Here is a 21835-nt window from a genome sequence, read left to right as displayed (position 1 = left end):
GCGAACGGCCAAGAGCCCTATGCGTGGCTACGCCTCGTGCTGGAACGATTGCCGCAAGCTGAATCAGTCGAAGACTTTGAGGCACTACTGCCTTGGAATGGGAGGGCATCATGAGTATCAATATTGACCACTTGAGCGTCGATGAATTAGTGACGTTGAATCACCACATTATCGAACGACTGAAGATGTTGGAGTCGTTGGAGGCTCACAAGTCGATGATGCAATTCCATCCGGGCGCGCGGGTAAGCTTCGACTCACCCAGTGGTGAACGCCTGTCCGGCACCGTCATGAAGTTCAACCGTAAGACCGTCACGGTGGTGACCGACACCAGTCAGCGGTGGAATATTTCACCGCACTTGCTGTCACCGATCAAAAACGTGCAGGCGGGGACGGTGGTGGATATCAGGCCGAAAAAATGAAGTAACGTGCCGAGGAGGGGCTCCGCGTTCGCTTGTGGATAGTCTATCGTGGCGAGAGTATGAGCAAGGTCTGCTCACAAGGCTGACAGCCTTACACGACAAACTGCACAGTGGCCGCTATCGCGCCCAGCCTGTTCGGCGGGTATTTATCCCAAAGGCAGATGGTAGCGAGCGTCCGCTGGGCGTAACCGCATTGGAAGACAAGATCGTCCAGACCGCAGTCGTGCAAGTGCTCAACGCAATTTATGAGCAGAACTTTCTCGGACTCTCGTATGGTTTTCGCCCAGGTCGAGGGCAACACGATGCATTGGATGCGTTATCGGTAGGAATACAGAATTCGCGTGTTCGTTGGATATTGGACGTGGATATTCGAGCGTTCTTTGACACCATCGATCACGAATGGATGATGTGCTTCCTGCAACACCGAATTGCGGATAGGCGAATGTTAGCGCTGATAGTTCGATGGCTGCGCACAGGTGTTCTCGAAAATGGAAAGCGCATTCCTGCGAAGCAGGGCACGCCGCAAGGTGCGCCCATTTCACCGTTGCTTGCCAACATCTGCCTGCACTACGTGATGGACTTGTGGATCAGGCAATGGCGCGAGCGTACTGCACGAGGTCAGATGATTGCTGTGCGATACGCAGACGACAGTGTGCTTGGATTTGAAAAGCATGAAGATGCATGGAGTTTTCGCCAGGCGTTGGAGGCTCGACTAGCCCAGTTCAACCTGACACTGCATCCAGAGAAAACACGTTTGCTACGGTTTGGCTGGTTCGCGATCGAAGATCGCAAGAAGCGCGGGGAAGGAAAACCGGAAACTTTCGATTTTCTCGGGTTCACGCATATCTGTGACAAAACCAAGAACGGGATGTTTGTGGTTAGACGCGTGACCATCGCCAAGCGTATGAGAACGACAATCAGGGAGATACGGGCGCAGTTACACAAGCGCAGACATGAGCCCGTCCCGGTAATCGGACAATGGTTGAGCCGTCTGTTTAAAGGTTACTGCAACTACTATCACGTACCCGGTAACACACGGCGACTGGATGCCTTTCGCCGTGAAGTGATCGGTGCGTGGAGGCATGCTCTTAAACGGCGAAGTCAGCGGCACCGTCTGAACTGGGAGCGCATGGCTACGTTGGCCCGGCTATTCATACCCTATCCAAGAGAGCTACCAATGCATCCGCATCCCATAACCCGCTTCGGCGTCAAAACCCAAGGCAGGAGCCGTATGCGGTAATTCCGCACGTACGGATCTGTGCGGGGGGTGGCAGGTGACTGCCATTCCTACCGCGACCGATTGATGTGATCGCGAAGCCGTCGACTGGGTGGCAAGCCCGATCGGGTACAGCGGCGATGATATCCGCGACTTGATGCTGGAAAGCGTGGAGAAGCGTTTTGCTGATCAACTGCCCACCACGCCAGTTCAATGGCTAAGCGACAACGGCTCGGCGTACACCGTCGAACAGACACGCCTGTTTGCTCGACAGATCGGCTTGCAGCCGGTGACCACCCCGGTGCGCAGCCCGCAGTGCAACGGCATGGCCGAGAGCTTCGTGAGGGCGCTCAAGCGTGACAACGTGGCGCACATGCCCAAGCCGGATCGAGAAACGGCGTTGCGTAACCTGGCAATTGCCTTCGAGCACTACAACGAGCAGCATCCGCACAGCGCCTTGAACTATCGCTCTGCGAGGGAGTTCAGGCGCTTAGCGGTAGCATCAATTTAATGGGGGCTTGGTGTTCGGTTTGGTAGGGGCAAGTCCAATGGTAGTGAATTAATCCTACGTTGCTGCCTGCCTTAAGGGTGGCCGGATCACCGTGGAATCAGTGGCCGGATGTTCATGGAATAGGTGGCCGGATGGCCGTGGAATACGTACTACGCCTGGGCTTATTACGCGCACGACCATTTGGGAGAAAAAAACGACGCCAAGGCAGACTTCATGAAGTTCTCGCAGATCGTCAACAAACAGTACGTGCGAGAGGAGCACAAGGCCAAGCTCGCCGAGTACAAGATCTCCATGCCTTGATGTAAGAGCCGGTCTAGCGGCGAATGCACTGGGAGCGACAAGTGGAAGGGTAGATTTATTTTTAACTGAAATAGATCTGTCCTTTTTTTCTCTTTGTTCTATAACCCTTTGAAATCCGACAGAACAAACGACGTACAGGCCGTAAGATAAACCTCAACCCTCTCCAGCGACGGCATCACCTCGCTACACGACTCGGCGCGCTCCCCGTGAGCCTCTCGAATCAGGCTAACGGTATATCCGCCCTCAACCCGCCGCAGGGTGCCAACATATTTAACTGCATGACCCTGTTCATCACTCAACGACGTAGCGACGAGATCCTTCTCCGGCAAGGCCTGCTCCGCTCGCATCATCATCGCCTTACGCTTGGCAGCGTAATCCTTCGCGGCGAGCGCGCCGATAATCGCGACGGCGATCCAGAAGAGCATTTCCAGATTGCTCACCATTCGCCGTTTCGCTTCGTGGGTTTCGGTCAGCCAACTGCCTATCGCTGCGATGATGTCATCCATGGATTGCCTGCGTAGGAGTGTGTTCTGCCTGTTAAGTCTGCAATGCGGAGCGTGGGAACGAACGCTGCGGTTTATAGAATATCTTTCACGTAACCGTTAAGCGCGATGAGCGGAGCGTAAAGATCGTCCATCTTCTGTACTGCGCTGAAATCCGCAGCCAAACGATGCAGTTCTCGGCCCAGCACTGTACCCACCCCACCAATCGCCCCCAACGCCAAATCCAGGCATCGCCCGATTTCGCCCTGAATCCCAGCCACATCGCCCCGCCGTATCAACAACTCAAAGACCTCGCGGTCGCAGCTGCCCATCAATGGATCATCCCGCAGAATCGGGCTGTGGCCCTCCGTCTCATAAGCCAGCTTGAGGGAGTAAAGAGCGACCGTTTCCAGCAGCAATTCCATGGGGTGAAATCCTTAATGACTGGGTGAGGAGGGGGGGCGCTGGGTTGTTGTGTTGTTCCTGGGGAGGGCGAGGACAATCAGTCGCAATCCGCAGCCAAACCACTTTCCTACAGGCGAAAAAAAAGACCTTGAACTTCAAGGTCTTTCTTTAAGATGGTGCCCCGAGGGAGACTCGAACTCCCACTCCTTTCGAAAACGGATTTTGAATCCGCCGCGTCTACCAATTCCGCCATCAGGGCTCAATGGCGGCGAAGTATAGAGAGGTGACTACCGTTGGTCAATCACGTTTCATGGAGAATTTTTGATATTTCCGCTAGACTTTGCGGCCCTGCTAGACGAACCCCATCATGCGTGTTGCTGACTTTACCTTCGAACTCCCGGATTCGCTGATCGCTCGCCACCCTCTGGCCGAGCGTCGCGCCAGTCGACTGTTGACCCTGGACGGGGTCAGCGGTGCCATGGCTCACCGTCAATTCACTGATTTGCTTGAGCATTTGCGCCCAGGCGATTTGATGGTGTTCAACAATACCCGCGTCATTCCCGCGCGTTTGTTTGGCCAGAAGGCCTCCGGCGGCAAGCTGGAGATTCTGGTGGAGCGGGTGCTGGACAGTCACCGTGTGCTGGCCCATGTGCGGTCGAGCAAGTCGCCCAAGCCCGGTTCGTCGATCTTGATCGACGGTGGCGGTGAGGCGCGGATGGTGGCGCGGCATGATGCGTTGTTCGAGCTGGAATTTGCCCAAGAGGTGTTGCCGTTGCTCGACCGTGTCGGGCACATGCCGTTGCCTCCTTATATAGACCGCCCGGACGAAGGTTCGGACCGCGAGCGTTATCAGACCGTGTACGCCGAGCGCCTGGGGGCGGTGGCGGCGCCGACGGCGGGGCTGCATTTTGATCAGCCGTTGCTGGAGGCGATTGCCGCCAAGGGCGTGGAGACGGCGTTCGTGACGCTGCACGTCGGCGCCGGGACGTTCCAGCCGGTGCGCGTGGAGCGTATCGAAGACCACCACATGCACAACGAATGGCTGGAAGTCAGCCAGGACGTGGTCGATGCCGTGGCGGCCTGTCGCGCGCGCGGCGGGCGGGTGGTGGCGGTGGGGACCACCAGCGTGCGGTCCCTGGAAAGCGCCGCGCGCGATGGCGTGCTCAAGCCGTTCAGTGGCGACACCGATATCTTTATCTACCCGGGCCGGCCGTTTCATGTGGTCGATGCCCTGGTCACCAACTTTCATTTGCCCGAATCCACGCTGTTGATGCTGGTTTCGGCGTTCGCCGGTTATCCCGAAGCCATGGCCGCCTACAAGGCCGCCGTCGAGCATGGATACCGCTTTTTCAGCTACGGTGATGCGATGTTCATCACCCGTAATCCCGCGCCACGCGGGCCCGAGGAAACAGTATGAGTCGCACCTGTCGCATGTCCTTCGAGTTGCTCGCCACCGATGGCAAGGCTCGTCGCGGTCGTCTGACCTTCCCCCGCGGTACCGTGGAAACCCCCGCGTTCATGCCGGTGGGCACCTACGGCACGGTCAAGGGCATGCTGCCGCGTGACATCGAGGCGATTGGTGCGGAAATCATCCTGGGCAACACCTTCCACCTGTGGCTGCGCCCGGGCATGGAAGTGATCAAGGCCCACGGCGACTTGCACGATTTCATGCAGTGGAAAGGCCCGATCCTGACCGACTCCGGCGGTTTCCAGGTGTTCAGCCTGGGCGCGATGCGCAAGATCAAGGAGGAGGGCGTGACCTTCGCTTCTCCGGTCGATGGTTCCAAGGTGTTCATGGGGCCGGAAGAGTCGATGCAGGTACAACGCGACCTGGGCTCGGACATCGTGATGATCTTCGACGAATGCACGCCGTACCCGGCCGATGAAGACGTGGCGCGGGTCTCCATGGAGCTGTCGTTGCGCTGGGCCCAGCGGTCGAAGAACGCCCATGGTGACAACACCGCGGCGCTGTTCGGCATCGTCCAGGGCGGCATGCACCGTGACCTGCGCATGCGCTCGCTCGAAGGCCTGGACAAGATCGGCTTCGACGGCCTGGCGATTGGCGGCCTGTCGGTGGGCGAGCCCAAGCACGAGATGATCAAGGTGCTCGATTACTTACCGGGCGAAATGCCGGCTGACAAACCTCGTTACCTTATGGGCGTTGGCAAACCGGAAGATCTGGTTGAGGGTGTGCGCCGCGGGGTGGACATGTTCGATTGCGTGATGCCAACCCGTAATGCCCGCAATGGGCATCTGTTCATCGACACGGGTGTGCTGAAGATTCGTAACGCGTTCCATCGCCATGATGATTCGCCGCTGGATCCGACCTGCGATTGCTATACCTGCCAGAACTTCTCCCGCGCTTATCTGCATCATTTGGACAAATGCGGCGAAATGCTCGGCAGTATGCTCAATACCATCCACAACTTGCGCCATTATCAGGTGCTTATGGCTGGTTTGCGCGAGGCTATCCAACAAGGTACATTGGCCGCCTTTGTCGAGGCCTTCTATGCCAAGCGCGGGTTGCCTGTACCGCCCTTGGACTGAGTTTTCCGATCCCTAGATTCAATACTTGCAACTGGAGTGCTAAATGAGCTTTTTTATCTCTAATGCCATGGCTGACGCGGCTGCACCGGCTGCCGGCCCTATGGGCGGTGGTTTCGAGTGGATTTTCCTGGTTGGTTTTCTGGTCATCTTCTACCTGATGATCTGGCGTCCACAGGCCAAGCGCGCCAAAGAGCAGAAGAACCTGCTCAGCAGCCTGCAGAAGGGCGACGAAGTGGTCACCACCGGCGGCATCGCTGGCAAGATCACCAAAGTGGCTGATGACTTCGTGGTACTGGAAGTGTCCGACACTGTTGAAATGAAGTTCCAGAAGGGCGCAATCGCGGCCACGCTGCCAAAAGGCACGCTGAAAGCGATCTAAGTAACAACTTCTTTTCAATCGACGGGGCGCGCAAGGCGCCCCGCGTCATAAGCGGGCGGCGTGATGCTGAACAAATACCCTCTGTGGAAATATGTACTGATCCTGGCGGTGCTGGCGGTCGGTCTGATTTATTCCGCTCCCAATTTATACCCGGATGACTCGGCCATTCAGGTCAGTGGCGCAAGCACTGCGCTGCAGGTCACCCAGGCCGATCTGGACCGTGCGAGCGCTGCGCTCAAGGCGTCCAACATCGAGGTCAAGGCTGCGTCCATCGCCGAAAACGGCAAGGGCGGCCTGTTGCGCCTGGTCAAGGCTGAAGACCAACTGCCTGCCAAGGATGTGGTACGCAAGGCGTTGGGCGACGATTACGTGGTGGCCCTGAACCTGGCCCAGACCACCCCGCAATGGCTGCGCAACCTTGGCGCGCATCCGATGAAGTTGGGCCTGGACTTGTCCGGTGGTGTGCACTTCCTGTTGGAAGTGGACATGGACAAAGCTCTCGATGCGCGTCTGAAAGTCTACGAAGGCGATGTCAAGAGCTTGCTGCGCAAAGACCGCGTGCGTTATCGCAGCCTGCCGCCACTCGACGGTGCCATTCAGCTGGGCTTCAGCGATGAAGATACCCGCGAAAAGGCCCGTGCGTTGATCCGCAAGAACTTCAATGATTTCGACATTGTTCCGGCCGACCTCAATGGTCAGGTGGTGCTGCGTCTGGCGATGACCCCGGCCAAGCTGGCGGAAATCCGCGAATACTCCATCAAGCAGAATTTGACCACGGTGCGTAACCGCGTCAACGAGCTGGGTGTGGCCGAGCCGATCGTGCAGCGCCAGGGCGCCAACCGCATCGTGGTCGAGCTGCCTGGTGTGCAGGACACCGCCGAAGCCAAGCGTATCCTCGGCAAGACCGCCAACCTGGAGTTCCGCCTGGCCGCTGAGCCGGGTGCTTCCAGGGCTACTTCCGAGAGCTTCGAGTTCCGTGAGGGCGGTCGTCCGGCGGCGCAGATCGAGCGTGGCTTGATCATCACCGGTGACCAGGTGACCGACGCCCAGGCGAGCTTCGACGAGCAGGGTCGCCCTCAGGTGAACATTCGCCTGGACGGCCATGGCGGCGAGCTGATGAACCGCGCTACGCGCAGCAACGTCGGTCGCAGCATGGCGGTGATCTTCATCGAGCAGAAGCCGACCACCACGTACACCAAGCAGGTGGTCAACGGCGTCGAGAAAGACGTCGCGGTGCAGACTTTCAAGGAAGAGAAGAGGATCATCAGCCTGGCGACCATCCAGTCGCCGCTGGGCAGTCAGTTCCGTATCACTGGCCTGAACGGACAGGGTGAGTCCTCGGAGCTGGCCCTGCTGCTGCGTGCCGGTGGTCTGGCCGCGCCAATGTACTTCGCTGAAGAACGCACCATTGGCCCGAGCCTGGGCGCCGACAACATTGCCAAGGGTGTCGATGCTTCGCTGTGGGGCATGTTGTTCGTGTCGCTGTTCATCATTGCCATCTACCGCTTCTTCGGCATCATCGCCACCGTCGCCCTGGGGGTGAACATGGTGCTGCTGCTGGCGCTGATGTCGCTGCTGGGGGCCACGCTGACCCTGCCGGGTATCGCCGGTATCGTGCTGACCATGGGCATGGCGGTAGACGCCAACGTGCTGATCTTCTCGCGGATACGTGAAGAGATCGCCGCGGGCATGTCGGTCCAGCGGGCAATCAACGAAGGCTTCGGCCGGGCATTCACTGCGATTATCGATGCCAACCTGACCACGTTGTTGGTCGGCGGAATTCTCTTCGCCATGGGCACCGGCCCGGTCAAGGGTTTTGCAGTGACCATGTCCCTCGGGATCTTTACCTCGATGTTCACAGCCATTCTGGTGACCCGTGCAATGGTCAACCTGATTTATGGTGGCCGTGACTTCAAGAAGTTGTGGATTTAAGGGGCTGCCATGTTACGTACAATCAACTTCATGGGCGTTCGCAACATTGCGTTCGGCGTCACATTGTTCCTTACCGTCCTGGCGCTGTTCAGCTGGGCCACCAAGGGCTTGAACTATGGTCTGGACTTCACCGGCGGCACGCTCATCGAGCTGACCTACGAGCGTCCGGCCGACGTCACCCAGGTGCGCGAGCAACTGGCAGCGTCGGGCTACAGCGATGCCGTCGTGCAGAGCTTTGGTGCAACCACCGACCTGCTGGTGCGCATGCCGGGTGAAGACCCGCAGTTGGGCCACCAAGTGGCCGAAGCCTTGCAGAAGGCTGGTGGCGACAACCCGGCCCAGGTCAAGCGCGTCGAGTTCGTCGGCCCGCAAGTGGGTGAAGAGCTGCGCGACCAGGGCGGTCTCGGCATGCTGATGGCCCTGGGCGGCATCCTGCTCTACCTGGCCTTCCGCTTTCAGTGGAAGTTCGCGGTGGGCGCGATTGTCTCGCTGATCCACGACGTGATCGTAACCGTGGGTATCCTGTCGTTCTTCCAGGTCACCTTCGACCTGACGGTGTTGGCGGCGGTGTTGGCAATCATCGGGTACTCGCTCAACGACACCATCGTCGTGTTCGACCGGGTGCGTGAGAACTTCCGCGTGCTGCGCAAGGCGTCCTTGATCGAGAACATCAACATCTCGACCACCCAGACCTTGTTGCGGACCATGGCGACGTCGATCTCCACCTTGCTGGCGATTGCCGCGCTGCTGTTCTTTGGGGGCGACAACCTGTTCGGATTCTCCATCGCGCTGTTCATCGGTGTGTTGGCGGGTACTTACTCGTCGATCTACATCGCCAACGTGGTGTTGGTCTGGCTGAACTTGACTACCGAGGACCTGATTCCTCCTGCGGCTACTGAAACGGAAGTGGACGACCGCCCGTAAGGCTCGCCGCTCCCTCCGTCACAGCTGAAAAGGCGCGAGTTGAACTCGCGCCTTTTTTTGTGCTCCAAGGCTGGGAGAAGCGCGGATTAGTCCGCTTGTGATAGTCAGGAGGTTCAAGTGAACAAATCGATGCTGGTTGGTGCGGTATTGGGTGCTGTCGGTGTAACAGCCGGTGGTGCGGTCGCCACCTACAGCTTGGTAAAAAGTGGCCCTGAGTATGCGCAAGTACTGGCCGTGGAGCCGGTCAAGACCCAAATCAAGACCCCGCGTGAAGTCTGCAAGGACGTCACCGTAACCCGGCAGAAGCCGGTCCAGGACCAGCACCAGATCGCCGGTACCGTCCTGGGCGCGGTAGCCGGTGGCCTGTTGGGCAACCAGATCGGCGGCGGCACCGGCAAGAAAATCGCCACCGTGGCGGGTGCGGCCGGTGGCGGTTATGCCGGTAACAAGATTCAGGAAGGCATGCAGGAGCGCGACACCTACACCACCACCCAAACCCGCTGCAACACGGTCAATGACATCAGCGACAAGGTTGTAGGCTACGATGTTCGCTACATGCTCGACGGCAAAGAAGGCAAAGTCCGCATGGATCGCGACCCGGGTAACCAGATCCCGGTGAACAAGGAAGGTCAGCTGATCCTGGGGCAGAACGAACCGGCTCAGTGACCCAGTCGCGATGAAAGAAGCACCCTTCGGGGTGCTTTTTTTTCGCCCGCATTTCATGCCCCCCCCCAGGTCCCCTGTGGGAGCGGGCTTGCTCGCGAAAGCAGCGGGTCAGACTGCATCAATGTTGAATGTGCCGCAGTCGTCGCGAGCAGGCTTTGCTCCCGCAGACTCTTGCAAATAATTGGAGGTATGTCGAAATTCGGGCATAAAAAAAGCACCCCGAAGGGTGCTTTTTCTCTGGCCGGTTGCTTAGCGCTTCAGCGAAGCCGGCAGGTGGGGCTGGATGGCGGTGAGCACAGCCTTGAAGCATTTGGTGTTGCCGGCAACGATGTGGCCTTTTTCAAGGAAATCGTGGCCGCCGGTGAAGTCGCTCACCAAGCCGCCGGCTTCCTGGATCAGTAGGGCGCCTGCGGCCATGTCCCATTCGGATAGGCCCGACTCCCAGAACGCATCGAAACGGCCAGCAGCCACATAAGCCAGGTCCAGGCTCGCAGCGCCGGCACGGCGGATGCCGGCGGTCTGGCCGACCAGGGCGCGGAACATGCCCAGGTAGTTGTCCAGGTTGTCCATCTGGTCATCGCGGAACGGGAAGCCAGTACCCAGCAGGGCGCCGTCCAGGCTGGTGCGGCCGCTGACGCGCAGGCGACGACCGTTCAGTTGGGCGCCACGGCCACGGCTGGCAGTGAATTCTTCCTGGCGAACCGGGTCCAGCACAACGGCGTGTTCCAGGCGGCCACGGTATTTGCAGGCGATGCTGACAGCGAAGTGAGGAATGCCGCGCAAGAAATTGGTAGTGCCGTCCAGCGGATCGATGATCCACAGGTACTCTTCGCCTTCGATGCCAGTACCGGCGTGCATGCCGGTCTCTTCACCGAGGATCGAGTGGTTTGGATAAGCCTTGCGCAGGGCGTCGACGATTTTTTGCTCGGCGGCGCGATCAACCTCGGACACGTAGTCCTTGGCGTCTTTTTCATCGACCTTGATGGTATCCAGGCGCTCGATGGAGCGGAAGATCAGTTCACTGGCGCTGCGGGCGGCGCGCAGCGCGATATTCAGCATGGGCTGCATGGATGTGTCACCTAAGGTTGTTAAAGAAAGCCGCGCATTCTATCAGAAAGTTTTCTCAGGAGAAGGTTGGTGTTCGCTTTCATAGCTTAACGGTAGGTGCTTATGTAAGATTTGCTCCCTTTATCGTGTTCGAGAGCGCCTCCCTTGTTGCAGAACATTCGTGTCGTCCTGGTCAATACCAGCCATCCGGGTAACATCGGCGGAGCTGCGCGGGCCATGAAGAACATGGGCCTGTCGCGGCTGGTGCTGGTCGAGCCGCGCTTGTTTCCCCATCACGAGGCCGATGCCCGGGCCTCTGGCGCCGGCGATATCCTGGCCAACGCCCAGGTCGTCGCTACCCTGGAAGACGCCTTGGTGGGGTGCAACCTGGTGCTCGGCACCAGCGCCCGCGACCGGCGTATTCCCTGGCCGCTGCTCGACCCCCGCGAATGCGGCACCAAAGTGGTCGATGAGGCCGCGCAAGGCTCTGAGATCGCCCTGGTGTTTGGTCGTGAAGACTCCGGCCTGACCAATGACGAGCTGCAGCGATGTCACTTTCACGTGCATATCCCTTCCGACCCGGAGTTCAGTTCCTTGAACCTGGGGGCGGCGGTGCAGGTGTTGGGCTACGAAGTGCGCATGGCTTGGCTGGCAGCCGAAGGCAAGCCCAGCAAAGTCGAAAAAACCGAGGTCACGTCGCCGCGCAGTGAGACACTGGCGACAATGGACGAGCTGGAGCGATTCTATGAACACTTGGAGCAGACCTTGGTGGACATCGAGTTCCTCGACCCGGAAAAGCCGCGGCACTTGATGGCGCGCCTGCGTCGGTTGTACGGACGAAGCTCGGTCAGCCGGGCGGAGATGAATATATTGCGCGGCATCCTCACGGAAACCCAGAAGGCGGCCCGTGGCGAGCTGATTAAGCGGAAGAAATAAAATGTTCGAACGTTTGCGTGAAGATATCCAAAGTGTTTTCCATCGTGACCCGGCGGCGCGCAATGCCTTTGAAGTGCTGACCTGCTACCCGGGGATGCACGCGATCTGGATCCACCGCCTGTCCGGCGCCTTGTGGAATATGGGCTGGAAGTGGCTGGCGCGGCTGGTCTCGAACTTCGGGCGTTGGCTGACCGGGATCGAGATCCATCCGGGCGCCAAGGTCGGTCGCCGCTTCTTCATCGATCACGGCATGGGCATCGTCATCGGCGAAACCGCCGAGATCGGCGACGACGTCACCCTGTACCAGGGCGTGACCCTCGGTGGCACCAGCTGGAACAAAGGCAAGCGCCACCCTACGCTGGAAGACGGCGTGGTGGTGGGGGCCGGGGCCAAGGTGCTCGGGCCGTTCACGGTGGGGGCGGGGGCGAAAGTCGGTTCCAACGCCGTGGTCACCAAGGCTGTGCCGCCCGGTGCGACCGTGGTGGGCATTCCGGGGCGGATCATCGTCAAGTCCGACGACGAGCAGGATGCCCGGCGCAAGGCCATGGCTGAGAAGATCGGCTTCGACGCCTACGGTGTCGGCGAAGACATGCCCGACCCGGTCGCCCGCGCCATCAACCAGTTGCTCGATCACCTGCAGGCCGTCGATGGGCGCCTGGAGGGGATGTGCGGCGCCCTGAAAGACCTGGGCAGTAATTACTGTGCCAAGGACCTGCCTGAGCTGCGCGAGGAAGACTTTGCGTGTGTGAAGGACAAGGATGAAACCCAGGCCAGCTAAACCGAGGTGCCTGCATCGCGGGCAAGTCTTGTTCCCACGGGAGTCCTGGTTTTTACAGGCCTCCTCTATGGGGGAGGATCCTGTGGGAGCAAAGCTTGCTCGTGATGAGCGATAGCGCGGTATGGCTGGTCGCCGTCGACCAGCCTTTGCTATCATGCGCGCGCTCTTTCGCGGGTAAACCCGAGTAAAGCACTAGGTCTTATACTTGACTTAAATACTCGGGAATTGCATACTCGCCCCATTCCGAACTCCGTGGTAATTGTCCATGCGACTGACTACAAAAGGCCGATACGCCGTGACGGCAATGCTGGATCTGGCATTGCATGCGCAGCACGGGCCGGTGTCCCTGGCCGATATCTCCGAGCGCCAGGGCATTTCCCTGTCCTACCTTGAACAGCTGTTCGCCAAGCTGCGCCGTAGCAACCTGGTTTCCAGTGTTCGCGGCCCGGGCGGCGGCTACCAGTTGTCGCGCGACATGCAGGGCATCCAGGTCGCCCAGGTGATCGATGCAGTGAACGAATCGGTCGATGCGACCAAATGCCAGGGCCTTGGCGACTGCCATGGCGGCGATACTTGCCTGACCCACCACTTGTGGTGTGACCTCAGCCTGCAGATCCACGAATTTCTAAGTGGTATCAGCTTGGCTGACCTTGTAACTCGCCGTGAGGTGCAAGAAGTAGCCCAGCGTCAGGACCAGCGCCGTTGCAATAGCAAGGCGCCGCACCTGGACAAGATTGAAGCGTCCGCCGTCGAATGACTGCCGCAGAGCACGCGGAACGCCAGCCAGCCTGATTTAGGAGAGAGTCCATGAAATTGCCGATTTACCTTGATTACTCTGCGACCACCCCGGTTGATCCGCGTGTTGCGCAAAAAATGAGTGAATGCCTGCTGGTCGACGGAAACTTCGGTAACCCGGCGTCCCGTTCCCACGTGTTCGGCTGGAAGGCCGAAGAGTCGGTCGAAAGCGCCCGTCGCCAGGTTGCCGATCTGGTCAACGCCGACCCGCGTGAAATCGTCTGGACCTCCGGTGCCACTGAATCCGACAACCTGGCAATCAAGGGTGTCGCGCATTTCTATCACACCAAGGGCAAGCACCTGATCACCTCCAAGATCGAGCACAAGGCTGTCCTGGACACCACGCGCCAACTGGAGCGTGAAGGCTTCGAAGTCACCTACATCGAACCGGGTGAAGACGGCATCATCACTCCAGCGATGGTGGAGGCCGCTCTGCGCGACGACACCATCCTGGTTTCGATCATGCACGTGAACAACGAAATCGGCACCGTCAACGACATCGCGGCCATCGGCGAGTTGACCCGCTCCAAGGGCATCCTGTTCCACGTCGACGCGGCCCAGTCCACCGGCAAGGTCGACATCGATCTGTCCAAGCTGAAAGTCGACCTAATGTCGTTCTCGGCCCACAAGACCTACGGCCCTAAAGGCATCGGCGCCCTGTACGTCAGCCGCAAGCCGCGTGTTCGCCTCGAAGCGACCATGCACGGCGGCGGTCACGAGCGTGGCATGCGTTCCGGTACCCTGGCGACCCACCAGATCGTCGGCATGGGCGAAGCCTTCCGTGTAGCCAAGGAAGACATGGCTGCCGAGAATGTGCGCATCAAGGCCCTGAGCGACCGATTCTTCGAGCAGGTCGAGCACCTGGAAGAACTCTACGTCAACGGCAGCATGACCGCCCGCGTACCGCACAACCTGAACCTGAGCTTCAACTATGTTGAGGGCGAGTCGCTGATCATGGCACTCAAGGATCTGGCCGTGTCGTCCGGTTCGGCGTGCACCTCGGCGTCGCTGGAGCCTTCGTACGTACTGCGCGCCCTGGGCCGCAACGACGAACTGGCCCACAGCTCGATCCGCTTCACCTTCGGCCGTTTCACCACCGAAGAAGAAATCGATTACGCCGCGCAGAAAGTCTGCGAGGCCGTTACCAAGCTGCGCGCTCTGTCGCCGCTGTGGGACATGTACAAAGACGGCGTCGACATTTCGAAAATCGAGTGGGCGGCGCACTGAAGAAGTCGCCACCAGAGCGACTCACTGATGAGGATTGAAGCAAATGGCATATAGCGAAAAGGTCATCGACCACTACGAGAACCCGCGCAACGTCGGCAAGATGGACGCGCAGGATCCTGATGTCGGCACCGGCATGGTCGGCGCCCCGGCGTGCGGCGATGTGATGCGCCTGCAGATCAAGGTCAACGAGCAAGGCATCATCGAAGATGCCAAGTTCAAGACCTATGGCTGCGGTTCCGCCATCGCGTCCAGCTCCCTGGCCACCGAGTGGATGAAGGGCAAGACCCTTGATGAAGCCGAAACCATCAAGAACACACAGTTGGCCGAAGAACTGGCCCTGCCGCCAGTGAAGATCCACTGCTCGGTACTCGCCGAAGACGCCATCAAGGCCGCTGTTCGCGATTACAAGCAGAAGAAAGGCTTGATCTGATCCGCGTTACGGTAAGGAGTTTTCCATGGCTATCCAGATGACAGAAGCGGCAGCTAAGCATGTGCAGCGTTCCCTCGCAGGGCGCGGCAAGGGCGAGGGTATTCGCCTGGGTGTTCGCACCACGGGCTGCTCTGGCCTTGCCTACGTGTTGGAATTTGTCGACGAAGTGGGCGAAGACGATCAGGTGTTCGAGAGTCATGGTCAGAAAGTGATCATCGACCCGAAAAGCCTGTCTTACCTGGACGGCACCGAACTGGATTTCGTCAAGGAAGGGTTGAACGAAGGCTTCAAGTTCAACAACCCCAACGTGCGCGGTGAATGTGGCTGCGGCGAAAGCTTCAACATCTGAGGCAGCTTGTGGGTACTCCTTGTCATTTTGCGCTGTTCCAGATGCAACCTGCGTTCCAGCTGGATCTCGAGCAGTTGTCCGCGCGTTACCTTGAGTTGGCCCGTGGCGTCCATCCCGATCGCTTTGCCGATGCTTCCGAGGCGGAGCAGCGGCGGGCGCTCGAGCAGTCGGCGAACCTCAACGAGGCCTACCAGACGCTCAAGCACCCGGCCAAGCGCGCGCGTTACCTGCTCACCATCAGCGGCCATGAGTTGCCGCTGGAGGTCACGGTCCACGATCCCGAGTTTCTTTTGCAGCAGATGCAATGGCGCGAAGAGCTCGAAGACCTGCAGGACAGTGCCGACCTGGCCGGTGTCGCGGTATTCAAGCGACGCTTGAAAGACGCCCAGCAAGAACTGAACGAAAGCTTCGCAGCCTGCTGGAATGATGCCGCGCAACGCGAACAGGCCGAACGCCTGATGCGGCGCATGCAGTTCCTCGACAAGCTCACCTACGAAGTGCGCCAGCTCGAAGAGCGCCTCGACGATTAACCCAGTGCCGCTCCGGTCGCACGCCTGATTACAGATAAGTCCTGATTACGATGGCCCTACTGCAGATCGCCGAACCCGGCCAAAGTCCACAACCGCACCAGCGTCGCCTGGCTGTCGGGATCGACTTGGGTACCACCAATTCCCTGGTCGCTGCCTTGCGCAGCGGTCTTTCCGAACCGCTGGCCGACGAGCAGGGGCGGGTGATCCTGCCGTCTGCCGTGCGCTATCACGCCAATCACGTTGAAGTGGGCGAATCGGCCAAGCTGGCCGCCGCCACCGACCCTTTGAACACCATCGTGTCGGTCAAGCGCTTGATGGGTCGTGGTCTGTCCGACGTCAAGCAATTGGGCGATCAACTGCCGTATCGCTTCGTCGGTGGCGAATCCCACATGCCGTTCATCGAAACCGTACAGGGCCCGAAAAGCCCGGTAGAGGTTTCCGCCGACATCCTCAAGGTCCTGCGCCAGCGCGCCGAAGCGGCATTGGGTGGTGAATTGGTGGGCGCGGTCATTACCGTTCCGGCTTATTTCGATGACGCTCAGCGCCAAGCCACCAAGGATGCCGCCAAGCTGGCCGGCCTGAACGTGCTGCGCCTGCTCAACGAGCCGACAGCCGCTGCGGTCGCGTATGGCCTGGACCAGCATGCCGAAGGCTTGGTCGCCATCTACGACTTGGGTGGCGGTACTTTCGATATTTCGATCCTGCGCCTGACTGGCGGTGTTTTCGAAGTCCTGGCCACTGGCGGCGACAGCGCCCTGGGCGGCGATGACTTCGACCATGCCATTGCTGGCTGGATCATCGAGCAAGCCGGTTTGTCCGCTGATCTCGACCCGGGTGCGCAGCGCCATCTGCTGCAAACCGCCTGCGCCGCCAAGGAAGCCTTGACCGACGCCGCTACCGTTGAAGTGGCTTATGGCGAGTGGAAAGCGGCGCTGACCCGCGAAGCCTTCGATGCCCTGATCGAGCCCATGGTCGCCCGCAGCCTCAAGGCCTGTCGCCGTGCCGTGCGCGATTCCGGCGTAGAGCTTGAAGACGTCAAGGCCGTGGTCATGGTCGGTGGTTCGACCCGCGTGCCTCGGGTTCGCGAAGCCGTTGCCGAGGCCTTTGGCCGTCAGCCGCTGACTGAAATCGACCCGGATCAGGTGGTTGCCATCGGCGCCGCGATCCAGGCTGATACCCTGGCTGGCAACAAGCGCGATGGCGACGAGCTGCTGTTGCTCGACGTGATTCCGTTGTCCTTGGGGCTGGAAACCATGGGCGGCCTGATGGAGAGGGTGATTCCGCGCAACACCACTATCCCGGTTGCCCGCGCCCAGGACTTCACCACTTATAAGGACGGCCAGTCGGCCATGATGATTCACGTGCTGCAAGGCGAGCGTGAACTGATCAGCGACTGCCGCTCTCTGGCTCGCTTCGAATTGCGCGGCATCCCGGCCATGGTCGCTGGTGCGGCGAAGATCCGCGTGACCTTCCAGGTCGATGCCGACGGATTGCTCAACGTCTCCGCCCGCGAGCTGGGTTCGGGCGTGGAAGCGAGCATCCAGGTCAAACCGTCCTACGGCCTGACCGATGGCGAAATCGCCAAGATGCTCAAGGATTCCTTCCAGTATGCCGGCGACGACAAGGTGGCGCGTGTGCTGCGCGAGCAGCAGGTCGACGCCCAGCGCCTGATCGAAGCCGTGCAAGGTGCCCTTGAGGTCGACGGCGAGCGGTTGCTGGACGCTGAAGAGCGCATGGTCATCGAGCTGCAAATGCAGGAATTGTCCGAATTGATCAAAGGCACCGATGGCTATGCCATCGAGCAGCAGACCAAGCGTTTGTCGCACGTCACCGATGCCTTTGCTGCCCGCCGCCTGGACTCGACGGTGAAAGCCGCCCTGGCGGGGCGCAACCTGAATGAAATCGAGGAATAACTGATGCCGCAGGTGATTTTTCTGCCCCACGAGAAGTTCTGTCCGGAGGGCATGGTCGTGGAGGCTGAGCCCGGAATTTCCATTCTCGAGCTGGCCCATGAGCACCATATAGAGATGGAAAGTGCCTGTGGCGGGGTCTGCGCCTGCACGACTTGCCATTGCATCATTCGTGAAGGGTTCGACTCGCTGGAAGAGGCGGATGATCTGGAGGAGGATTTCCTCGATCGGGCCTGGGGCCTGGAGGCGCAATCGCGCCTGGGGTGCCAAGCCATTGTCGGTACCGAAGACCTGACCGTCGAAATCCCGAAATATTCGCTTAACCATGCGGCTGAAGCGCCGCACTGATGGTGACACTGTCATGAGCTATGGTTGGAATGATGTACAACGCATCGCAGAAGAACTGGCCGAAGCCAAGCCGGACGTGAATCCGTTGACTGTGAATTTTGTCGATTTGCAGCGCTGGATCATGGAACTTCCCGATTTCGACAATACCTCTGGCCGTTGTGGCGAGAAGGTCTTGGAGGCGGTCCAGGCGCTCTGGATCGCAGAAATCGACTGATCGACCTGGCAGGTTAGGCAATACCCCTGAACCCGCGTATAATTCGCGGGTTTAATTTTTCGCAAATTACCGTTTCTGGAGTTACACCATGGCTGTTCAACGTACTTTCTCCATCATCAAGCCTGACGCCGTTGCTAAAAACGTGATCGGCAAGATCGTTACCCGCTTCGAAGACGCTGGCCTGCGCGTTGTAGCTTCGAAAATGAAGCAGCTGTCCAAAGCCGAAGCCGAAGGCTTCTACGCTGAGCACAGCGAGCGTGGTTTCTTCGGTGAGCTGGTTGCTTTCATGACTTCCGGTCCGGTTGTCGTTCAGGTGCTGGAAGGCGAAAACGCTATCGCTCGCAACCGTGAGCTGATGGGCGCTACCAACCCTAAAGAAGCCGCTGCCGGCACCATCCGTGCTGACTTCGCCGAGTCCATCGACGCCAACGCCGTTCACGGTTCGGACTCCGAAGCCGCTGCTGCTCGCGAAATCGCTTACTTTTTCTCCGCTACTGAAGTAACCACTCGCTAAGCCCAGGCTTTTGAGTGAAGGTGAATCCATGACTACATCGAACGGCAAAACCAACCTGTTGGGCCTGACCCAGCCGGAAATGGAGAAATTCTTCGACTCGATCGGGGAGAAGCGTTTTCGTGCCGGCCAGGTGATGAAATGGATTCACCACTTTGGCGTCGACGACTTCGACGCCATGACGAATGTCGGCAAGGCCCTGCGCGAAAAGCTCAAGGCTGTTGCCGAGATTCGCGGCCCCGAAGTGATCAGCCAGGACATTTCCAGCGATGGCACCCGTAAATGGGTGGTGCGCGTGGCGTCCGGTAGCTGCGTCGAGACCGTCTACATTCCCCAGGGCAAGCGCGGCACCTTGTGCGTTTCGTCCCAGGCAGGCTGTGCCCTGGATTGCAGTTTCTGCTCCACCGGCAAGCAAGGCTTCAATAGCAACCTCACCGCCGCCGAAGTGATCGGCCAGGTGTGGATTGCCAACAAATCCTTTGGCAGCGTCCCGGCGACCGTAGACCGTGCCATCACCAATGTGGTGATGATGGGCATGGGTGAGCCGCTGCTGAACTTCGACAACGTCGTTTCCGCCATGCACCTGATGATGGACGACCTGGGTTACGGCATCTCCAAGCGCCGTGTGACCCTGTCTACCTCAGGCGTGGTGCCGATGATCGATGAGCTGGCCAAGCATATCGACGTCTCCCTGGCGCTGTCGCTGCACGCACCCAATGACGCATTGCGTAACCAATTGGTGCCGATCAACAAGAAGTATCCGCTTAAGATGCTGCTCGAGTCGTGTCAGCGCTACATGTCGTCCCTGGGCGAAAAACGCGTGCTGACCATCGAGTACACACTGCTCAAAGATGTGAACGACAAGGTCGAACACGCGGTCGAGATGGTTGAGCTGCTCAAGAACATCCCGTGCAAGATCAACCTGATCCCGTTCAACCCGTTCCCGCATTCCGGTTACGAGCGTCCGAGCAACAACGCGATTCGTCGCTTCCAGGATCAGCTTCACCACGCGGGCTTCAACGTCACCGTGCGCACCACCCGCGGCGAAGACATCGACGCCGCCTGTGGCCAATTGGTAGGACAGGTGCTGGATCGCACCCGTCGCAGCGAACGCTACATTGCCGTGCGTGAGTTGAACGCCGCGGATGATGCGGTGCAAAACGCTGCGAACAGTCACTAAGAGAGGAACTCTATGTCCCTGCGCTTCGCGCTCGTTTTGCTGTTGGCCGGCCTTTGTTCCGGTTGTGTCCTGTCGGGTGACTACAACCCGATGAGGACCAGCAAAGGGCGCGACGAGGCGCGTGTGGCCTACGTGCAACTGGGTATTGGCTACCTGCAGCAGGGCATGACCGAGCGGGCCAAGGTGCCGCTCAAGAAAGCCCTGGAATTGGATGATTCCGATCCTGATGCCAACGCGGCCCTGGCCCTGGTGTTCCGGGCCGAAATGGAGCCGGAGCTGGCCGACCAGCATTTTCGCAAGGCGCTGTCTGCCCGCCCGCAAGACGCACGGATCCTGAACAACTACGGCAGCTTTCTTTTCGAGCAGAAACGCTACAAGGACGCCTACGAGCGCTTCGAGCAGGCTGCCACCGACACCCTCTACCCCGAGCGTTCGCGGGTTTTCGAAAACCTCGGCATGACAGCCGCGCAGTTGGGCCAGCGTGACCTGGCCCGCCAGCACCTGGAAAAGGCGCTGCGGCTCAACCGCCAGCAACCGCGGGCGCTGCTGGAAATGGCTGAGTTGTCCTACGAAGACAGGCATTATGTGCCCGCGCGTGACTACTATGAGCGTTTTAGCCTGCTGAGCGAGCAAAATGCACGTAGTCTATTGCTCGGCGTTCGGCTGGCACATGTGTTTGAAGATCGCGACAAGGCTGCAAGTTACGGCCTGCAACTCAAAAGACTCTATCCCGGTACGCCGGAATATCAGCAATACCTGTCGGAGCAATGATGAAAGCGGCGCATCCCGAAGTTGTAGCAGCGACTCGCGTAAATCCCGGTGAGACCCTGCGTCAAGCCCGCGAAAGCAATGGTTGGTCGCTGGCTGAAGTGGCCCTCAAGCTCAATCTCACCGTGACCTCCTTGGGCAATCTGGAAACGGGCGCGTTCGACAAGCTGCCTGGGCACACGTTTGCCCGGGGCTATATCCGCGCCTATGCCAAGTTACTCGGCATGGACCAGACCGTGCTGGTCCAGCAATTCGATCAGTACACCGGTTCCGATGCCCAGGGCAGCAGCGTGCACAGCCTGGGTCGCATCGAGGAGCCGGTTCGCGTCTCCCACACGATTTTGCGAATCGTCAGCCTGTTGCTGTTGCTCGCGGTGATTGGTGGCGGTTTTGTCTGGTGGCAGGACCAAGCTTCCTTGCGTGGCAAGGAACCAATCGCCATGAGCCCTGAACACGTTGAGGTCGAAGGCGCCGACGGTACCACTCAGATCCATCCGCTGGACGAGCCGGAAGACCAGGCTGTCGTGGCGGGTCAGGCCGAAGGCGAAACCGTCCTGGTGTTGCCACAAGGCCAGGACGCCGCCGATGCCCAGGCGGGTGTCGAGCCGGCTGTTCCAGCCCCTGCGCCCGCTGCACCAACAGCGCCGGCTGCACCGATCACCGACAGCGCACCGATTGCCACCGTACCTGACGCTCCGAGCGCGCCAGCGCCGACCGTGGCTGCGCCTGCGACCAACGCCGCGCCAGTCGTCCCGGCAGCGCCAGTGGCTGCGGTGGCGCCTGTCGCAGGTGAAGGCCAGGTACAGATTCAGTTTGTCGCCGACTGCTGGACGCAGATCACCGACGGCAACGGCAAGGTGCTGTTCAGTGGCCTCAAGCGCAAGGGCGACAGCACCTCCATCAACGGCAAGCCACCCTTTGCCGTACGCCTGGGTTATGCCCGTGGCGCGCAGGTCAGCTACAACGGCCAGCCGGTCGATATCGCTCCGTTCACCAGTGGCGAGACCGCTCGCCTGAAGTTGGGTCAATAA

Annotated in this window: 26 protein-coding genes, 1 tRNA gene and 1 pseudogene; 24 read left to right on the top strand and 4 right to left on the bottom strand. The window is 59.5% G+C overall.

Annotated elements, in window-relative coordinates:
- The 4 genes and pseudogenes from AACY31_RS04730 to AACY31_RS04715 all read left to right on the top strand — a co-directional run.
- On the top strand, window positions 1-114 hold a 114-nt coding region (locus AACY31_RS04730; RefSeq protein ID WP_339503919.1), incomplete at its 5' end, for a transposase domain-containing protein.
- Window positions 111-419 carry a hypothetical protein gene (locus AACY31_RS04725; protein WP_339483667.1) on the top strand — a complete coding sequence of 103 codons (309 nt, stop codon included), beginning with the start codon at window positions 111-113 and terminating at the stop codon, window positions 417-419. The genes AACY31_RS04730 and AACY31_RS04725, both read left to right, overlap by 4 nt.
- A 34-nt stretch (window positions 420-453) precedes the next feature.
- Entirely contained in the window at window positions 454-1659 is a 1206-nt protein-coding gene (gene ltrA, locus AACY31_RS04720; protein WP_339483666.1) for a group II intron reverse transcriptase/maturase, read from the top strand.
- A gap of 64 nt (window positions 1660-1723) precedes the next feature.
- A pseudogene (locus AACY31_RS04715) lies at window positions 1724-2146 on the top strand (integrase core domain-containing protein); the annotation flags it as partial.
- 398 nt (window positions 2147-2544) lie between these two features.
- Here AACY31_RS04715 and AACY31_RS04710 read toward each other — a convergent pair.
- The 3 genes from AACY31_RS04710 to AACY31_RS04700 all read right to left on the bottom strand — a co-directional run bounded on the left by AACY31_RS04710 (window position 2545) and on the right by AACY31_RS04700 (window position 3592).
- Window positions 2545-2952 carry a hypothetical protein gene (locus tag AACY31_RS04710; RefSeq protein WP_339503915.1) on the bottom strand — a complete coding sequence of 136 codons (408 nt, stop codon included), beginning with the start codon at window positions 2950-2952 and terminating at the stop codon, window positions 2545-2547.
- A 71-nt stretch (window positions 2953-3023) separates the two neighbouring features.
- The gene (locus AACY31_RS04705) at window positions 3024-3353 is read right to left on the bottom strand and encodes a hypothetical protein (protein ID WP_339483663.1); all 330 of its coding nucleotides are present in this window, start codon (window positions 3351-3353) and stop codon (window positions 3024-3026) included.
- A gap of 154 nt (window positions 3354-3507) precedes the next feature.
- A tRNA-Leu gene (locus tag AACY31_RS04700) sits at window positions 3508-3592 on the bottom strand.
- 108 nt (window positions 3593-3700) lie between these two features.
- Here AACY31_RS04700 and queA point away from each other — a divergent pair.
- The 6 genes from queA to AACY31_RS04670 all read left to right on the top strand — a co-directional run bounded on the left by queA (window position 3701) and on the right by AACY31_RS04670 (window position 9781).
- The gene (gene queA / locus AACY31_RS04695) at window positions 3701-4750 is read left to right on the top strand and encodes a tRNA preQ1(34) S-adenosylmethionine ribosyltransferase-isomerase QueA (protein ID WP_339482741.1); all 1050 of its coding nucleotides are present in this window, start codon (window positions 3701-3703) and stop codon (window positions 4748-4750) included.
- A 14-nt stretch (window positions 4751-4764) separates the two neighbouring features.
- On the top strand, window positions 4765-5880 hold the full coding sequence (gene tgt, locus AACY31_RS04690) for a tRNA guanosine(34) transglycosylase Tgt (RefSeq protein WP_181288045.1): 1116 nt from the start codon (window positions 4765-4767) through the stop codon (window positions 5878-5880).
- Between the two features lie 43 nt (window positions 5881-5923).
- Complete coding sequence (gene yajC / locus AACY31_RS04685; protein WP_007982729.1) at window positions 5924-6259, top strand: preprotein translocase subunit YajC; 336 nt, start codon at window positions 5924-5926, stop codon at window positions 6257-6259.
- A gap of 63 nt (window positions 6260-6322) precedes the next feature.
- On the top strand, window positions 6323-8191 hold the full coding sequence (gene secD, locus AACY31_RS04680) for a protein translocase subunit SecD (protein WP_339482742.1): 1869 nt from the start codon (window positions 6323-6325) through the stop codon (window positions 8189-8191).
- Window positions 8192-8200: 9 nt separating this feature from the next.
- On the top strand, window positions 8201-9115 hold the full coding sequence (gene secF, locus AACY31_RS04675; RefSeq protein WP_339482743.1) for a protein translocase subunit SecF: 915 nt from the start codon (window positions 8201-8203) through the stop codon (window positions 9113-9115).
- 117 nt (window positions 9116-9232) lie between these two features.
- Window positions 9233-9781: a glycine zipper 2TM domain-containing protein gene (locus AACY31_RS04670; RefSeq protein WP_003197986.1), complete on the top strand. Its 549-nt coding sequence runs from the start codon at window positions 9233-9235 to the stop codon at window positions 9779-9781.
- Between the two features lie 249 nt (window positions 9782-10030).
- On the opposite strand, the gene suhB is transcribed toward AACY31_RS04670, so the two are convergent.
- Complete coding sequence (suhB, locus tag AACY31_RS04665) at window positions 10031-10849, bottom strand: type III secretion system regulator SuhB (protein WP_003185165.1); 819 nt, start codon at window positions 10847-10849, stop codon at window positions 10031-10033.
- Window positions 10850-10993: 144 nt separating this feature from the next.
- Between suhB and trmJ the strand changes: the two genes are divergently transcribed.
- The 14 genes from trmJ to AACY31_RS04595 all read left to right on the top strand — a co-directional run bounded on the left by trmJ (window position 10994) and on the right by AACY31_RS04595 (window position 21835).
- On the top strand, window positions 10994-11764 hold the full coding sequence (gene trmJ, locus AACY31_RS04660) for a tRNA (cytosine(32)/uridine(32)-2'-O)-methyltransferase TrmJ (protein ID WP_339482746.1): 771 nt from the start codon (window positions 10994-10996) through the stop codon (window positions 11762-11764).
- Window position 11765: 1 nt separating this feature from the next.
- A complete protein-coding gene (gene cysE / locus AACY31_RS04655) occupies window positions 11766-12542 on the top strand; it encodes a serine O-acetyltransferase (protein WP_003197992.1) in 777 nt (258 codons plus the stop codon).
- Between the two features lie 265 nt (window positions 12543-12807).
- Window positions 12808-13299, top strand: coding sequence for a Fe-S cluster assembly transcriptional regulator IscR (gene iscR / locus AACY31_RS04650; protein ID WP_003185160.1), 492 nt, complete (start codon window positions 12808-12810; stop codon window positions 13297-13299).
- 50 nt (window positions 13300-13349) lie between these two features.
- Entirely contained in the window at window positions 13350-14564 is a 1215-nt protein-coding gene (locus AACY31_RS04645; protein WP_339482747.1) for an IscS subfamily cysteine desulfurase, read from the top strand.
- Window positions 14565-14607: 43 nt separating this feature from the next.
- Complete coding sequence (iscU, locus tag AACY31_RS04640) at window positions 14608-14994, top strand: Fe-S cluster assembly scaffold IscU (protein WP_003185157.1); 387 nt, start codon at window positions 14608-14610, stop codon at window positions 14992-14994.
- 25 nt (window positions 14995-15019) lie between these two features.
- On the top strand, window positions 15020-15343 hold the full coding sequence (gene iscA / locus AACY31_RS04635; RefSeq protein ID WP_339482749.1) for an iron-sulfur cluster assembly protein IscA: 324 nt from the start codon (window positions 15020-15022) through the stop codon (window positions 15341-15343).
- A gap of 8 nt (window positions 15344-15351) precedes the next feature.
- Window positions 15352-15873: a co-chaperone HscB gene (gene hscB / locus AACY31_RS04630; RefSeq protein WP_339482751.1), complete on the top strand. Its 522-nt coding sequence runs from the start codon at window positions 15352-15354 to the stop codon at window positions 15871-15873.
- 50 nt (window positions 15874-15923) lie between these two features.
- A complete protein-coding gene (hscA, locus tag AACY31_RS04625; RefSeq protein ID WP_339482752.1) occupies window positions 15924-17786 on the top strand; it encodes a Fe-S protein assembly chaperone HscA in 1863 nt (620 codons plus the stop codon).
- Between the two features lie 3 nt (window positions 17787-17789).
- The gene (gene fdx / locus AACY31_RS04620; protein WP_018611575.1) at window positions 17790-18131 is read left to right on the top strand and encodes an ISC system 2Fe-2S type ferredoxin; all 342 of its coding nucleotides are present in this window, start codon (window positions 17790-17792) and stop codon (window positions 18129-18131) included.
- Window positions 18132-18144: 13 nt separating this feature from the next.
- Window positions 18145-18345 (top strand): Fe-S cluster assembly protein IscX, encoded by a 201-nt coding sequence (gene iscX, locus AACY31_RS04615; protein WP_339482754.1) that lies wholly within the window; start codon window positions 18145-18147, stop codon window positions 18343-18345.
- 88 nt (window positions 18346-18433) lie between these two features.
- The gene (ndk, locus tag AACY31_RS04610; protein ID WP_042727994.1) at window positions 18434-18859 is read left to right on the top strand and encodes a nucleoside-diphosphate kinase; all 426 of its coding nucleotides are present in this window, start codon (window positions 18434-18436) and stop codon (window positions 18857-18859) included.
- Window positions 18860-18887: 28 nt separating this feature from the next.
- Window positions 18888-20036: a 23S rRNA (adenine(2503)-C(2))-methyltransferase RlmN gene (rlmN, locus tag AACY31_RS04605; protein ID WP_339503913.1), complete on the top strand. Its 1149-nt coding sequence runs from the start codon at window positions 18888-18890 to the stop codon at window positions 20034-20036.
- Window positions 20037-20048: 12 nt separating this feature from the next.
- The gene (gene pilW / locus AACY31_RS04600) at window positions 20049-20807 is read left to right on the top strand and encodes a type IV pilus biogenesis/stability protein PilW (protein WP_339482758.1); all 759 of its coding nucleotides are present in this window, start codon (window positions 20049-20051) and stop codon (window positions 20805-20807) included.
- Complete coding sequence (locus tag AACY31_RS04595) at window positions 20807-21835, top strand: RodZ family helix-turn-helix domain-containing protein (protein ID WP_339482760.1); 1029 nt, start codon at window positions 20807-20809, stop codon at window positions 21833-21835. The genes pilW and AACY31_RS04595 overlap by 1 nt, the downstream gene beginning before the upstream one ends.

Source organism: Pseudomonas sp. RL_105y_Pfl2_101 (assembly GCF_963970585.1).
GTDB lineage: Bacteria > Pseudomonadota > Gammaproteobacteria > Pseudomonadales > Pseudomonadaceae > Aquipseudomonas.
Note: the sequence above shows the minus strand (reverse complement) of the source record. Positions and strands in the feature narration are given on the sequence as shown.

Bases quoted from the DNA above. Each gene is read 5' to 3' on its own strand.
- AACY31_RS04725 (WP_339483667.1), top strand. From the start codon at position 111: ATGAGTATCAATATTGACCACTTGAGCGTCGATGAATTAGTGACGTTG.
- AACY31_RS04710 (WP_339503915.1), bottom strand. From the start codon at position 2,952: ATGGATGACATCATCGCAGCGATAGGCAGTTGGCTGACCGAAACCCAC.
- AACY31_RS04705 (WP_339483663.1), bottom strand. From the start codon at position 3,353: ATGGAATTGCTGCTGGAAACGGTCGCTCTTTACTCCCTCAAGCTGGCT.
- queA (WP_339482741.1), top strand. From the start codon at position 3,701: ATGCGTGTTGCTGACTTTACCTTCGAACTCCCGGATTCGCTGATCGCT.
- tgt (WP_181288045.1), top strand. From the start codon at position 4,765: ATGTCCTTCGAGTTGCTCGCCACCGATGGCAAGGCTCGTCGCGGTCGT.
- yajC (WP_007982729.1), top strand. From the start codon at position 5,924: ATGAGCTTTTTTATCTCTAATGCCATGGCTGACGCGGCTGCACCGGCT.
- secD (WP_339482742.1), top strand. From the start codon at position 6,323: ATGCTGAACAAATACCCTCTGTGGAAATATGTACTGATCCTGGCGGTG.
- secF (WP_339482743.1), top strand. From the start codon at position 8,201: ATGTTACGTACAATCAACTTCATGGGCGTTCGCAACATTGCGTTCGGC.
- suhB (WP_003185165.1), bottom strand. From the start codon at position 10,849: ATGCAGCCCATGCTGAATATCGCGCTGCGCGCCGCCCGCAGCGCCAGT.
- cysE (WP_003197992.1), top strand. From the start codon at position 11,766: ATGTTCGAACGTTTGCGTGAAGATATCCAAAGTGTTTTCCATCGTGAC.
- iscR (WP_003185160.1), top strand. From the start codon at position 12,808: ATGCGACTGACTACAAAAGGCCGATACGCCGTGACGGCAATGCTGGAT.
- AACY31_RS04645 (WP_339482747.1), top strand. From the start codon at position 13,350: ATGAAATTGCCGATTTACCTTGATTACTCTGCGACCACCCCGGTTGAT.
- iscU (WP_003185157.1), top strand. From the start codon at position 14,608: ATGGCATATAGCGAAAAGGTCATCGACCACTACGAGAACCCGCGCAAC.
- iscA (WP_339482749.1), top strand. From the start codon at position 15,020: ATGGCTATCCAGATGACAGAAGCGGCAGCTAAGCATGTGCAGCGTTCC.
- hscA (WP_339482752.1), top strand. From the start codon at position 15,924: ATGGCCCTACTGCAGATCGCCGAACCCGGCCAAAGTCCACAACCGCAC.
- fdx (WP_018611575.1), top strand. From the start codon at position 17,790: ATGCCGCAGGTGATTTTTCTGCCCCACGAGAAGTTCTGTCCGGAGGGC.
- iscX (WP_339482754.1), top strand. From the start codon at position 18,145: ATGAGCTATGGTTGGAATGATGTACAACGCATCGCAGAAGAACTGGCC.
- ndk (WP_042727994.1), top strand. From the start codon at position 18,434: ATGGCTGTTCAACGTACTTTCTCCATCATCAAGCCTGACGCCGTTGCT.
- rlmN (WP_339503913.1), top strand. From the start codon at position 18,888: ATGACTACATCGAACGGCAAAACCAACCTGTTGGGCCTGACCCAGCCG.
- pilW (WP_339482758.1), top strand. From the start codon at position 20,049: ATGTCCCTGCGCTTCGCGCTCGTTTTGCTGTTGGCCGGCCTTTGTTCC.
- AACY31_RS04595 (WP_339482760.1), top strand. From the start codon at position 20,807: ATGAAAGCGGCGCATCCCGAAGTTGTAGCAGCGACTCGCGTAAATCCC.